This window comes from Sphingomonas sp. (assembly GCF_035714405.1).
Lineage (GTDB): Bacteria > Pseudomonadota > Alphaproteobacteria > Sphingomonadales > Sphingomonadaceae > Sphingomonas.
In genome coordinates this window covers 733,897-746,205 of the sequence record NZ_DASTMA010000018.1, presented here as the reverse complement: position 1 = coordinate 746,205, position 12,309 = coordinate 733,897, and the positions used below count along the sequence as shown (strand labels likewise).

Here is a 12,309-nt window from a genome sequence, read left to right as displayed (position 1 = left end):
CGCGGTCCGGGCTAGCGCAACTCGTGCGTAGCTTTGCTACGCTCGTGTGCGCTGCGCCGAGCAATGGTCGGGGCGATAGGATTCGAACCTACGACCCCTGGACCCCGAGACCAGTGCGCTACCAGACTGCGCCACGCCCCGACACATTGCTGCGGCTGCGCCTAGCGCCCGGCTGCGACCCGTTCAAGCCGCAAATGGTCTGCCCGAAGCAGCTCAGCCCCGCGCGGCGAGCATCGCCTCCACCGCGACGAACTTCTCGCGCGGCGATCCGGCCCGCGCGGCCGCGATCTCCGCTGCCTCGATCTTCTGCCAGTCGCCGAAGGTGACCACCTCCACCCCGCGGCTCGCCAGCAGTCGGTCCAGCCCGGCGCCGCCGCTCTTGCCCGTGTCGTCGGACGTGTCCGCGGCGATGTGATCGGCGATCAGGAAGCCGTCGGGGCGGTTGGTGCCGATCGTGCCCGTCGGCCCGCGCCGCGCCCAGCCGACCGCGTAGAGGCCAGGCCCGACGCGTCCATCCACATTGGCGAAGCGGCCGAGCTTCCCGTCATAGGGGACTCCGTCGATCGGCGGAGTGCGATAGCCGATGCAGCTGACCACCAGGGAAGCCGGGATGGCGTAGGTCTCGCCGGTGCCGCTCGCCTGGCCGGTGGCATCGGTCGTAGCCCGTTCGACGATGACGCGCTCCACCCGGCCTTTGCCTTCGATGCGGAGCGGCATCGCGTAAAAGTCGAAGTCGATCGTGACCGGCTTGGTCTCGTCCGAGCCGGCGAACGCGCGCAGTTGCGCGACCGACTTGCGCGTGCCGGGATCGAGCGCAGCGTCTTCATCGAGGGGCGGAAGATCGGCAGGGTCGACGCGGGGTGCGGCACGGGCGAGATGGCCGAGCTCGCCGAGCTCTTTGGGGGTCATGGCGATCTGGTGGGGGCCGCGTCGCGCGAGGATCGTGACGCGCCCGACCGCGGCGTCGCCGAGATGGTCGAGCGCGTGTCCGACTATGTCGGAGCCGGCGAACTCGTCGGCCGTCTTAGCAAGGATGCGCGCGACGTCGAGCGCGACGTTGCCCGCGCCGACGATCACCGCGTCGCCGTGCAGCGACGGCTTCAGTCCCGCAAAGTCGGGATGACCGTTGTACCAGCCCACGAACGCCGCCGAGCCGATCACGCCGAGGAGGTCGTCGCCCGGTATTCCCAGCGACCGGTCGGCAGGGGCCCCGGTCGCGAGCACGACGGCGTCGTAGAGGTCGAGCAGCTCGGCTATGGTCACGTCGCGCCCGACGGTGACGTTGCCGACGAACCGGATATTCTCGGCGAGCGCGGTCGCCTCATAGCGGCGCGACACGGCCTTGATCGACTGATGGTCTGGCGCGACCCCGGTGCGGATCAGGCCGTAGGGAACAGGCAGGCGGTCGAGGATGTCGACTAGGACCTGGTCGCCGAACAGCTTCGCGCAGCCTTCCGCGGTGTAGTAGCCCGCAGGCCCCGACCCGATCACCGCGACGTGGCGCATGGCTCGCCCTCTTCTTGTCCGACGTCGAGCGTAGCGGACTGGTGGGGCAGGGCAAGCGCGGCTAGGCGCCGCATCCATGACTTGGATCGAGCTGGCTGCGACGGTGCTGGGCGTGCTTTGCGTCGCGCTGGCGGCCGGGCGGAGCGTCTGGACCTTCCCGACCGCGATCGGCTCGGCGATCCTGGTCGGCTGGGTGGTATGGCAGCAGCGGCTGTACAGCGACGCGTTGCTGCAGGGCTTCTTCGTGGCGGCGAACCTGTATGGCTGGGTCGGCTGGCGGCGATCGCAGGAGCTGGCCGGTGCGATCGTGGTCGAGCGCTTGTCGCCGGCGTCGCGGCGCGCCTGGGGGATGGGGTGCGTCGCCGCTACGCTCGCCTGGGGTGGCGCGATGGCGACGCTGACCGATGCGGACTATGCGTGGTGGGATGCGGCGACCGCGGTGGCGAGCGTCGCGGCGCAGCTGCTGATGGCGCAACGCAAGCTGGAGAACTGGGTCGTCTGGATCGCCGTCGACATGGCGCTGATCCCGCTCTACCTCGCGAAAGGGCTGACTATCTTCGCCTTCCTCTACCTTTTGTACCTCCTCCTCGCGGTCATCGGATTGATCGGCTGGGGGCGCGCCGAGCGCGGAGCAGGGGCGTGAGGCTGCGCACCGTCTGCCTGCACGGGCCGGAGAGCACCGGCAAGTCGACGATGGCGCCACGGCTTGCCAGGCACTTCGACGGCCAGTGCATCGCGGAGTTCGGGCGCACCTATTGCGAAGCGTTCGGGACCGACCTGACGATGGCGGACCTGGTCATGATCGCCAGCGCGCATGATGCCAAGACGACCGCGGCGGTCGCGACCGGGCGCCTGCCGGTGATCCTCGACACCGATCCGCTGATGACAGCGGTATGGGCTGACATGATGTTCGGGCGGCGCGACACCTGGTTCGATGCGTGGAGCAACACCGCCGACCTGTACCTGCTGTTCGACATCGACCTGCCCTGGGAGGATGACGGCACCCGCATGTTCGGCAGCGACGCGGCGCGGCGGCGCTTCTTCGAACTTTCCCGCGCCGAACTAAAACGACGCGGGGTGCCATGGGCGCTGGTCAGCGGCACCGACTCCCGCCGCTACCTCAATGCGCTTGCGGCCATCGAGCGAGCGCAAGCGACCGGCTGATCATCTCGGTTCAGCGCAGCGCGGCGAGCTGGTCGGCCATGCGCGTATTGGTGAGGCTCGCCGCCTTGATCGCGCCCTCCTGGAACGCGGGCTTGGCGGTGAAGGTGAAGGTCTTGCTCTTGCCGAACCTGAGCCCGCCCATGCCGAAGACCGCGGCCACGCCGCCGGCGATGTTGGCGGCCTTTTGCAGGCCGGCGCCCTTGGTCGTGTCCGCCTTGTCGGCGAAATCGCCTTCGACCGCCACGGCTTCGTCGACGACGAGCGTCGTCTGGCCCTTGGGCGCAAACAGCGACAGGCGGGAATAGTCGTCGACCACGGCGATGCCCGAGTTGACGTTGACGCCCTTGAAGCTCCACGCGCCGGGCCGCTTCACCTGGCTGAAGTCGATCAGATAGGTGACCGCGATCACCGCCGCGCCGGTGCGCTGCGCGGCGGCCATGAAGCCAGTCGTGTTGTGCATGTAGGCCATCTGGCCGAAGCCGGCGAACATGCCCGTCGCGGTCACGTCGCCCGGGGTGAAGAGCTGGCCGGGCAGCACGGAAGGCTTGAAATAGGTCGCCTTGCCCTTGGCTTTTCCCTTTGGATCGAGTGCGACGCTGGCGTCGAATGGGGCCGGGGTCGGCTTCATCTTGGCGTAGGACGGGTCGCCAAACAGCGGCCCCGCGTCGACCACGGTGAAGCCCTTCGCGGCGAGCTGCGCCTTGAAGTCGGCATAGGCGGCGTCGGTGATCGCCTGCATGGTGGCCGCGTCGACGCCGGTCAAAACGCTCTTGGCGTCGGTCGCGCCGCCGAACGCGCCGATCAGGCCACCGGTCTTGTCCTTCGCGCGATCCACCGACTGGAAGACGAAGCCGACGTTGAAGGCGGCGACCTGAACCGACTGCGTCCCCTTCATCGTCTTGGCGGCGGTGACCTTGATCGGCGCGCGCTCCGCGGCGAAGGAAGCGGAGCCGGCGAGCAGCGCGGCGGCGAAGACGATCGAACGCATGAACCTATCCCCCGATGAGTGCCGGGAAAGTATCAGCGGGCGAGGGCGGGGGTTACTTACAAATCCTGTAACCCGCGCGCCGCTTTGGCTTTGGCGGGTGCGGGTGCTAACGGCGCGCAGCATATGACCACCGCTCTCGACCGCATCCGCAATTTCTCCATCATCGCGCATATCGACCATGGCAAGTCGACGCTGGCCGATCGGCTGATCCAGGCGACGGGCGGGCTGACCGACCGGGAGATGTCCGAGCAAGTCCTTGATAACATGGACATCGAGCGCGAGCGCGGGATCACGATCAAGGCGCAGACGGTGCGGCTAGAGTATAAGGGCCACCAGCTGAACCTGATGGACACGCCTGGTCATGTCGACTTCGCCTATGAGGTCAGCCGCAGCCTGGCGGCGTGCGAGGGCGCGCTGCTGGTGGTCGACGCGGCGCAGGGGGTGGAGGCGCAGACGCTCGCCAACGTCTATCAGTCGATTGAGCACGACCACGAGATCGTGCCGGTCATCAACAAGATCGACCTGCCCGCCGCGGAGCCCGAAAAGGTCCGGCGCGAGATCGAGGACGTGATCGGCATCGACGCGTCCGAGGCAGTGCTGGCCAGCGCCAAGGCAGGCATCGGCATTACCGAGATCCTGGACGCGATCGTCGCCAAGATTCCGCCGCCCAAAGGGGACATCGGCGCGCCGCTGAAGGCGATGCTGGTCGACAGCTGGTACGACCCGTATCTGGGCGTGGTCATCCTGGTGCGCGTGATCGACGGGGTGATGCGCAAGGGGGCGCAGATCAAGTTCATGCAGGCCGGCACCACCCACCTCGTGGACCGGGTGGGGTGCTTCCGCCCCAAGATCGAGCAGCTGGCGGAGCTGGGGCCGGGCGAGATCGGCTTCATCACCGCGCAGATCAAGGACGTGGCGCAGGCGCGCGTCGGCGACACGCTGACCGACGCCAAGCGGCCGGCGGAGCAGGCGCTACCAGGGTTCAAGGAGGTGCAGCCGGTCGTGTTCTGCGGCCTGTTCCCCGTCGACGCCAACGACTTTGAGAAGCTGCGCGAGTCGATCTCCAAGCTGCGGCTCAACGACGCCAGCTTCTCGTTCGAGATGGAGACGAGCGCCGCCCTCGGCTTCGGTTATCGCGCCGGGTTCCTGGGGCTGCTGCACCTGGAGATCATCCAGGAGCGGCTGACGCGCGAATATGACCTGGACCTCATCACCACCGCGCCGAGCGTCGTCTATCAGATCGAGCTGACGCATGGCGGCGGGCATCTGGAGCTGCACAACCCGGCCGACATGCCCGAGCCCAACCGGATCGAGAGCATCGCCGAACCCTGGATCGCGGCGACGATCTATGTGCCGGACGAGTATCTCGGATCGGTCCTGAAGCTGTGCCAGGACCGGCGCGGCATCCAGAAGAACCTGACCTATGTCGGTGGGCGCGCGCAGGCGACGTACGAGCTGCCGCTCAACGAAGTGGTGTTCGACTTCTATGACCGGCTGAAGTCGCTGTCGAAGGGCTATGCGAGCTTCGACTATCAACAGATCGGCTATCGCGAGGGCGACCTGGTCAAGTTGGGCATCCTGGTCAACGAGGAGCCGGTCGACGCGCTGTCGATGATCGTCCATCGCGCCACCGCCGAGACGCGCGGCCGCGGCATGGTCGAGCGGCTGAAGGAACTGATCCCGCGCCACATGTTCAAGATCCCGATCCAAGCGGCGATCGGCGGCAAGGTGATCGCGCGCGAGACGATCAGCGCGATGAGAAAGGACGTGACCGCCAAATGCTATGGCGGCGACGCGACGCGCAAGCGCAAGCTGCTCGACAAGCAGAAGAAGGGCAAGGCGCGGATGCGGGAATATGGCAGTGTCAGCATCCCGCAGGAGGCGTTCATCGCGGCGTTGCGGATGGGCGAGGAGTAGCGTCCCAAGTCGGCGAACGTTGCAGAACTTCAACTCGGCACTTCGCCGTCTCACGCGCTCCAGCTTCTCACAACATAGGTAGGCGACTGGACCGTAGGACGGATTTATCAACGCGGCATCGGCAGAGGGGTTCCTGGGGTCTGCCGGCTGGGAGACGCCATTCGGGCTTCCGCCCGTGTTCGAGGAGTCGGGTATGGCCCGCTATTATTTCCATTCGCGCGATGCCAACGACGAAGTGCTCGACCCCGACGGGTTCGAGTGCAGCGACCTCAAGGCAGTCATCGCGACTGCGCTGAACGGCGCGCGCGACATCATCGCCGGCGGCGCGCGCAATGGCGAGATCGACCTTTCGGTGCGAATCGATGTCGAGAATGAAGCGGGGCGGATCGTGCACAGCCTGGCGTTCCGCGATGCGGTACGGATCACCGGTTGTGAACGCACCGTCGGCGACGCGATCGCCGCCTAGCGAGCGGTCATCCCCTGCCGAACGGCGCGATGAGGCGGGAATATTCGCGTTCGGGGGTGCCGTAGCTGTCGCCCGCGAACTCCCGTAGGCGGGCGCGGTTGAGGATCATCACCAGGCCGCGGGTGCTGCGGATCGCGCCGGTGCTCTCGAGCGTGTGCAGTGTTACGGTTACGCCGGAGCGGCGGACGGCGAGCATCTGCGACATGAACTCATGGGTCAGCTCCAGCCGGTCGCCGTCGACGCGATCGTGGCACATCAACAGCCAGCGCGCGAGACGCTGCGGCAGCTCGTAGTGCGCGTTGGCGCTGGCGGTCGTCGCGGTTTGGATCTCGAGCGTATGAACGAACTGTAGCAACAGCCGTCGCAAGGTGGGGCTGCGTTCGCAGGCGGTGATCAGCGCGCCGGTGGGGAGGTGGAGCGATGTACCGTCGCCGATCTGGATGAAGCATCGGTGCGGCGACTGCCCGGCGCCCAGCAGCATCGCGCCACCCGACATGCCGTCTGAGCCGAACAGGCCGAGCTCGACTGTGTCGCTGCTTTGGTCCTCGGTGACGATCGACGCGACCCCGCCCTCGGGGAAGTGAACGCGCTCCATGGGCATTCCGGGTTCGAACAGGACGGTCCGAACCGGCAGAGTGTTTCGCTCCAGCGCCGGCTCCAGCAGGGAATAGTCTTCGCACGACAGCGCGCGCAGCAGGAGATTGGCGGTGGATGCCTGTGAGATCCCGGTCATGGCGGTGCTTCCGTTTGGGGCGGGAGCGCGCGGCATCTCTCAGGCGTTCGCGCCCTGGAGTCGGCGAGCGATGCGCATCTTTAACACAAGTTATTGACAACCCCAAGTTCTTCCCGGCCGTGCGGCGCCTCGCATCTTGCTTGCAGCGGACCGAGTACGCCGAAGCGGCGAGGTCCTGCGGTCCGCTTCCTCGCGGACCCGCGAGAACGGCCTAGCCCAGTCCGAAGGGCGCGATGAGTCGGTTGTATTCGCGTTCGGGCGTGCCGTAGCTTTCCCCGGCAAAGTCCTTGAGCTTCTGACGATCGAGGATGGTCACGAGGCCGCGGGTGCTGCGGATGGCGCCGGTCGCCTCCAGCGTGTGTAGCGTCACCGTCACGCCCGAGCGGCGCACCGCCAGCATCTGTGCCATGAATTCGTGGGTCAGCTCGAGGCGATCGTGTTCGGTGCGATCGTGGCACATCAACAGCCAGCGGGCGAGGCGCTCCGGCAGCGCGTAATGGGCGTTGGCGCTGGCGGTGGCGGCACTCTGCACGGCGAGGACATGGACGAAGCGCAGCAGCAACCCGTGGAGGCTAAAGCTCTGCCGGCAGGCGTCGAGCAACGCGTCGGACCCGATGCGCAGCATGGTGGCGCCGTCCATCTGGACGAAACAGTGGTGCGGCGACTGTCCGGCGCCCAGCAGTACGGGCGTGCCCGACATGCCCTCCCCCCCGAACAGGCCGTATTCGACGGGATCGCCGCCCTCTTGATCGGTCACGATCGACGACACGCCGCCTTCCGGAAAATAGACGTGTTCGACCGGAACATGAGGTTCGAATAATGCCGTGCGCAGCGGCATGTGGACGCGGTCGAGCGCGGGTTCCAGCAGGCCGTAATCCTCGACCGACAACAGCCGTAGCAGACGATTGGCGACGGACGCCTGCGGGATCGGGGACATGGGCGTGCTTCCGTCAAAGGGCGGGAGCACGCAAAATCTCTCAGCCGCTTGTGCCCCAGACATGGCAAGCAGTAATGTCGACCTAGGCACCCGCGACGGATACGGCTTCCCTCTGTGCGTTAGCGCACCCTCGCGTACTCAAAACTTACCGTTCTCGTGGGTCACGGGAGGTTTGCCGCAAATAACCATTGCCTCGCAGCAACTTATCGTTTGTTCGACAGCGCACAGAGCGTTGCGCCGCAGACATGCTTTTACCTAAATCATTTGCACAGGTTCTGTTCGCATCGAGTCCCGCGCAACCTGCGTCATACATTCTGCATCGCTTCGTTGCGGTCGCAGGTCGCCATAGGGATTATAGTTTGTCCACTTCCACGCTCGAGCCGCTTGCGCGCAAGCTGGCCATCCATACCGACATCTCTCGCGAGGAGCGCGACGCGCTGTTGTCGATCCGGTTCGATCGCCGGCCGGTCCGCTCGCATGAGCAGCTGTTCCGGGGAGCCGGACCCGCGAGTCACTGCTATGTTCTGCTCGACGGCTATGCCGCCCGCTACAAGCTGCTGCGCAACGGCAGCCGGCAGATCCTGAACGTGCTGATGCGCGGCGACATGGTCGGAACGCAACGATGCCTGTTCCGCCGCGCAGACCATGATGTCGAGATGCTGACGCAGGGCACCGTCGCGACGATCGCCGCAGCCGAGATGCACGAGATCCTATCGGCCTATCCGAACCTCGCACACGCGATCTGGAGCGAGACGCTGTTCGACGCCGGCATCCAGAGCGAGTGGATCGTCAACCTCGGGCGCCGCGACGCGGCCGCGCGGCTGGCGCATCTGTTCTGCGAGCTGGGCGTCCGCCATGAGCAGCAGGGGCTGGGCCGGCGTACCGATTTCGCGCTGCCGTTGACGCAGTCGCACATCGCCGATTGCGCCGGCCTGACCGCGGTCCATGTCAATCGCGTGCTGCGGTTGCTGAGCGAGGCAGGGCTGATCGAGCGGCATCGCGGGCAGATCGGCATTCAGGACTGGGCAGCGCTGACCAAGATGGCCGGCTTCGACGAACAATATCTTCAGCCGGCGGAGACGGAAGCGCCGGCCCTCCCCCAACGCGTAGCCATGGGGTTCTGATCGTGCGAGATTTCGATACAAGGCTGCCGGAGCCCGCCGGCTATTATCGCACTCGGGCGGAGGCGGAGCTGAAGATGGCGCGCGCCGCCCTCGTGCCGGCCGCAGCCGACGCGCATTACGAGTTGGCGAACCTGTACCTGGCGCGGCTGGAGCAGGGCGCGAGCGCAGGCGCGGTCGAGCAACCCCGTCTGCTGGCGCGCACGGCCTAAGGCCGGACGTTCAGGCAGTCGCCGTAGCGCGTGGTGAGCAGCTCCGTGCTCACTTGCCGACCGCCTTGGCCTTTGCCGCTTCGATCATCGCGTCGATTTGGTCGACGCCCTCGCGGTTGGCATCCGAGAGCCAGGGCATGGACTCGGAATAGCGTTCGCCCTCCGGGCGCACCGCCGGCGGAGGGAGCGCAGGCTTCGACTTGCGCTTGCGGGGCGGCTTGGCGGGGGCGGGAGGGGGCGATGCCGCCATCCGTTCCAAGGCCTGGTCGATCTGTGCAAGGCGTTCCTCGTCGCCGAGGAGGGTCCAGTCGACTTCGCCGGGCGGAAGGAGGGGAGCGTCCTCGCTGGTGGCGCCGATTTCGAACTCGCCGTGGAAATGGTGGGCGGCGTCGCCGAGCGGGATATAGGGTTCGGACGGATCGTCCTCGGGGAGGCGGGCCCGGTGCCGGGCGGCGGCGGCTTCGAGGATGGCGGCGAGCTCGGCCTGGGCCTGGGCGTCGAGGGGAACGCCTTCGAACCGCGCCACGGTTTCGGCGGCGTCGGGGGTGGGGAGTTGCGGATCGTCGGGCGCGGTGATCGCTTGGGGCGGATGCCCCTCCACCACTGCGCCAAGGGGCGCAGCGGTCCCGCTCCCCTCCGGGGCAGGGGAGGACTGAACGGTGGCGTTCGCGGTAGCGTTGATGACGTTCACGGTCAGCGGGCGGACGCCGGCGGTCGGACCTTGCGGGCCGTAGTGCCGCAGGATGAACATGAGGAGGCGGTCGTTCTTCTTGCGCCGATAGCCGATCAGCTTGCCGCCGACGAAGACGGGGACGAGCTGGCCGTTCAGTGCGCGCTCGAACGCCTCGTCCTTGAGCCGCTGCCAGCCGCAGGCGAGTGCGGCGTCCCAGGCGGCGCGGAACTCGCCGGCCTGCGGGTGGCGGCGCAATCCATAGGCGCCCTCGGTCGACATGTTGACCATGCGGCAGGCGGTCTCGACCGAACCCGTGTCGGCGAGCCCTTCGATGAAGGCGCGCTGGCGTTCGGGGGTCCAGCCGTCATGGCGCACCTTCAGGCGCGGCACGGGGGAGAAGGCGGGAAGGGCTGCGCGCTGGTCGCGCGGCATGGGGGTACGGTCTTTCATGGCGCGGGCCGCTAACCTGGCTGGTTCGTTGTAGGACAGCGGTTTTTACGCGCGACTGCGGGCTTGGTGCCGGGCGGTGGGGCGGGGTAGGATGGGGGGATGCGCTGGCTGCTGATGATCCTCGCCCTTCTCGCCACTCCGGCGGCGGCCTCGACGCGGGGGCCGCTGGTGCTGGCGGCGGCGAGTATGCAGGACGCACTGGGCGCGGCGGCGGATCGGTGGGCGGCGAGGGGGCACGCGCGGCCGGTGCTGTCGTTCGCGGCATCGTCGGCGCTGGCGCGGCAGGTGCAGGCAGGGGGTGCGGCCGACCTGTTCGTCAGCGCCGACGAGGAGTGGATGGACGTGCTCGCGCGCGGCGGGCTGATCGTCGCGGGGACGCGGGCGGACCTGGTCGGCAACCGGCTGGTGGTGGTGGCGCCGTTGACGTTCCGGGGGCGGCTGACGCGCGCGACGCTGGGGCGGGTGCTGGCGCGCGGGCCGGTGGCGATGGCGGACCCGGCGGCGGTGCCGGCAGGGCGATACGGCAGAGCGGCACTGGAGCGGCTCGGCGCTTGGGGTGCGGTGGCGCCGCGCGTCGTGCGGGCGGAGAATGTGCGCGCGGCGCTGGCGCTGGTCGAGCGCGGGGCGGCGCCGTTCGGGATCGTCTATCTGACCGACGTGCGCAGTTCGGCGCGGGTGCGGGTGGCGGGACTGTTCCCGGCCGATTCGCATCCGCCGATCCGCTATCCGGTGGCGCGGCTGACGGCGTCGACGCATCGGGATGCGGAGGGTTTTCGGCGGTTCCTGCTGTCGCGCGAGGGGCTGGCGGTGTTCGCGCGGTTCGGATTCACGCGGCCGTAGATGCTGTCTGCGGCCGAATGGGAAATCGTGCGGCTGACGCTGCTCGTCGGCGGGGTCGCCACCGCCGCGACGCTGCCGGTCGCGTTCGCGCTCGCCTGGGCGCTGGCGCGGGGACGGTTCGTGGGCAAGCTGCTGCTCGACGGCGTCGTCCACCTGCCGTTGGTGGTGCCGCCGGTGGTGACGGGATGGGTGCTGTTGATGCTGTTCGCGCCGGCGGGACCGGTGGGGCGGTGGCTGGAGGCCTGGTTGGGAGTCAGCGTGCTGTTCCGCTGGACTGGTGCTGCGATCGCGGCAGCGGTCATGGGGTTGCCGCTGATGGTGCGGGCGATGCGGCTGTCGATCGAGGCGGTGGACCGGCGGCTGGAGGAGGCGGCGCGGACGCTGGGGGCGTCGCGCACGCGCGTGTTCCGGACGATCACGCTGCCGCTTGCGATGCCGGGGGTGCTGGCGGGCGCGGTGTTGGGCTTCGCGCGCGGCATCGGCGAGTTCGGGGCGACAATCACCTTCGTCTCCAGCGTGCCGGGCGAGACCGAGACGCTGCCGCTGGCGATCTATGCGGCGCTGCAGCGGCCGGGCGGCGAGGCGACGGTGTGGAAGCTGGCGGCGATCTCCGTGCTGCTCAGCCTCGCCGCCCTGCTGGTGTCGGAGTTGCTGGCGCGGCGGATCGGGCGGGGCAGCCATGTCCTTTGACGTCGACATCCGCTTGCGCCGGGGCGAGCGGGTGATCGCATGCGCATTCGCGGGGCGGGGCGCAACGGTGCTGGTCGGGCCTTCGGGGGTGGGCAAGACCAGCGTGCTGCACGCGCTCGCGGGGCTGCTGACGCCAGACTGCGGGCATGTGCGGATCGCGGGCGAGACGCTGTTCGACGCCGCCGCAGGCGTGGACGTGTCGGTCGCGCGGCGGCGCGCGGGCTATGTCTTTCAGGACACCCGGCTGTTCCCGCACCTGAGCGTACGGCGCAACCTGCTGTACGCCGCAGCAACCGACGAGATGCTGGCGGAGACGGTGGCGATGCTCGATATCGGCGACTTGTTGTCGCGGCGACCGGCGAGCCTGTCCGGGGGCGAGGCGCGGCGGGTGGCGATCGGGCGGGCGCTGTTGATGCAACCACGCTTCCTGCTGCTCGACGAGCCGACGGTGTCGCTCGATGCGGACCGGCGCGAGGAGGTGCTGCGCGCAGTGGAGCGGGTGCGCGACGCGGCGACGGTGCCCGTGCTGATGGTCACTCACGACGCGCGGGAGGCGGCGCGGATCGGGCGGGTGGTGGAGCTTCGCAACGGCGCAGCCTGAGCTTGCCACAC

At 68.2% G+C, this 12,309-nt stretch carries 14 protein-coding genes and 1 tRNA gene; 9 read left to right on the top strand and 6 right to left on the bottom strand.

What is annotated here, in order from left to right; translation table 11 throughout:
- Window positions 1–64 precede the first annotated feature (64 nt).
- Together VFQ64_RS10475 and VFQ64_RS10470 are read right to left on the bottom strand one after the other, a co-directional pair.
- Window positions 65–141: transfer RNA gene (locus VFQ64_RS10475), tRNA-Pro, on the bottom strand.
- 72 nt (window positions 142–213) lie between these two features.
- On the bottom strand, window positions 214–1,506 hold the full coding sequence (locus tag VFQ64_RS10470) for an FAD-dependent oxidoreductase (protein ID WP_325103225.1): 1,293 nt from the start codon (window positions 1,504–1,506) through the stop codon (window positions 214–216).
- Window positions 1,507–1,582: 76 nt separating this feature from the next.
- Here VFQ64_RS10470 and pnuC point away from each other — a divergent pair, with 76 nt between their 5' ends.
- Together pnuC and VFQ64_RS10460 are read left to right on the top strand one after the other, a co-directional pair.
- Complete coding sequence (gene pnuC / locus VFQ64_RS10465) at window positions 1,583–2,149, top strand: nicotinamide riboside transporter PnuC (RefSeq protein WP_325103224.1); 567 nt, start codon at window positions 1,583–1,585, stop codon at window positions 2,147–2,149.
- A gap of 2 nt (window positions 2,150–2,151) precedes the next feature.
- Complete coding sequence (locus tag VFQ64_RS10460) at window positions 2,152–2,670, top strand: AAA family ATPase (protein WP_414712895.1); 519 nt, start codon at window positions 2,152–2,154, stop codon at window positions 2,668–2,670.
- A 10-nt stretch (window positions 2,671–2,680) separates the two neighbouring features.
- On the opposite strand, the gene VFQ64_RS10455 is transcribed toward VFQ64_RS10460, so the two are convergent.
- Complete coding sequence (locus tag VFQ64_RS10455; protein WP_325103222.1) at window positions 2,681–3,658, bottom strand: hypothetical protein; 978 nt, start codon at window positions 3,656–3,658, stop codon at window positions 2,681–2,683.
- A 123-nt stretch (window positions 3,659–3,781) separates the two neighbouring features.
- Here VFQ64_RS10455 and lepA point away from each other — a divergent pair, with 123 nt between their 5' ends.
- Entirely contained in the window at window positions 3,782–5,575 is a 1,794-nt protein-coding gene (gene lepA, locus VFQ64_RS10450; protein WP_325103221.1) for a translation elongation factor 4, read from the top strand.
- A gap of 193 nt (window positions 5,576–5,768) precedes the next feature.
- On the top strand, window positions 5,769–6,041 hold the full coding sequence (locus VFQ64_RS10445) for a DUF6894 family protein (protein WP_325103220.1): 273 nt from the start codon (window positions 5,769–5,771) through the stop codon (window positions 6,039–6,041).
- Between the two features lie 7 nt (window positions 6,042–6,048).
- Here the strand turns inward: VFQ64_RS10445 and VFQ64_RS10440 are convergent, their stop codons facing one another.
- Both VFQ64_RS10440 and VFQ64_RS10435 read right to left on the bottom strand, forming a co-directional pair.
- Window positions 6,049–6,774: a Crp/Fnr family transcriptional regulator gene (locus VFQ64_RS10440; protein ID WP_325103219.1), complete on the bottom strand. Its 726-nt coding sequence runs from the start codon at window positions 6,772–6,774 to the stop codon at window positions 6,049–6,051.
- A 211-nt stretch (window positions 6,775–6,985) separates the two neighbouring features.
- Window positions 6,986–7,711, bottom strand: a complete 726-nt coding sequence (locus VFQ64_RS10435; RefSeq protein WP_325103218.1) for a Crp/Fnr family transcriptional regulator — start codon at window positions 7,709–7,711, stop codon at window positions 6,986–6,988.
- Between the two features lie 359 nt (window positions 7,712–8,070).
- Here VFQ64_RS10435 and VFQ64_RS10430 point away from each other — a divergent pair, with 359 nt between their 5' ends.
- Window positions 8,071–8,835, top strand: a complete 765-nt coding sequence (locus VFQ64_RS10430) for a Crp/Fnr family transcriptional regulator (protein ID WP_325103217.1) — start codon at window positions 8,071–8,073, stop codon at window positions 8,833–8,835.
- A gap of 2 nt (window positions 8,836–8,837) precedes the next feature.
- On the top strand, window positions 8,838–9,044 hold the full coding sequence (locus VFQ64_RS10425; protein WP_325103216.1) for a hypothetical protein: 207 nt from the start codon (window positions 8,838–8,840) through the stop codon (window positions 9,042–9,044).
- Window positions 9,045–9,093: 49 nt separating this feature from the next.
- Here the strand turns inward: VFQ64_RS10425 and VFQ64_RS10420 are convergent, their stop codons facing one another.
- Window positions 9,094–10,167, bottom strand: coding sequence for a hypothetical protein (locus tag VFQ64_RS10420; protein ID WP_325103215.1), 1,074 nt, complete (start codon window positions 10,165–10,167; stop codon window positions 9,094–9,096).
- Between the two features lie 99 nt (window positions 10,168–10,266).
- Between VFQ64_RS10420 and modA the strand changes: the two genes are divergently transcribed.
- The 3 genes from modA to VFQ64_RS10405 are packed head-to-tail and all read left to right on the top strand — an operon-like array spanning window position 10,267 to window position 12,298.
- Window positions 10,267–11,007, top strand: a complete 741-nt coding sequence (modA, locus tag VFQ64_RS10415) for a molybdate ABC transporter substrate-binding protein (protein ID WP_325103214.1) — start codon at window positions 10,267–10,269, stop codon at window positions 11,005–11,007.
- Window positions 11,008–11,697 carry a molybdate ABC transporter permease subunit gene (gene modB, locus VFQ64_RS10410; RefSeq protein WP_325103213.1) on the top strand — a complete coding sequence of 230 codons (690 nt, stop codon included), beginning with the start codon at window positions 11,008–11,010 and terminating at the stop codon, window positions 11,695–11,697.
- The gene (locus tag VFQ64_RS10405; RefSeq protein WP_325103212.1) at window positions 11,687–12,298 is read left to right on the top strand and encodes an ATP-binding cassette domain-containing protein; all 612 of its coding nucleotides are present in this window, start codon (window positions 11,687–11,689) and stop codon (window positions 12,296–12,298) included. Before modB ends, VFQ64_RS10405 begins: the two co-directional genes overlap by 11 nt.
- Window positions 12,299–12,309: the final 11 nt, after the last annotated feature.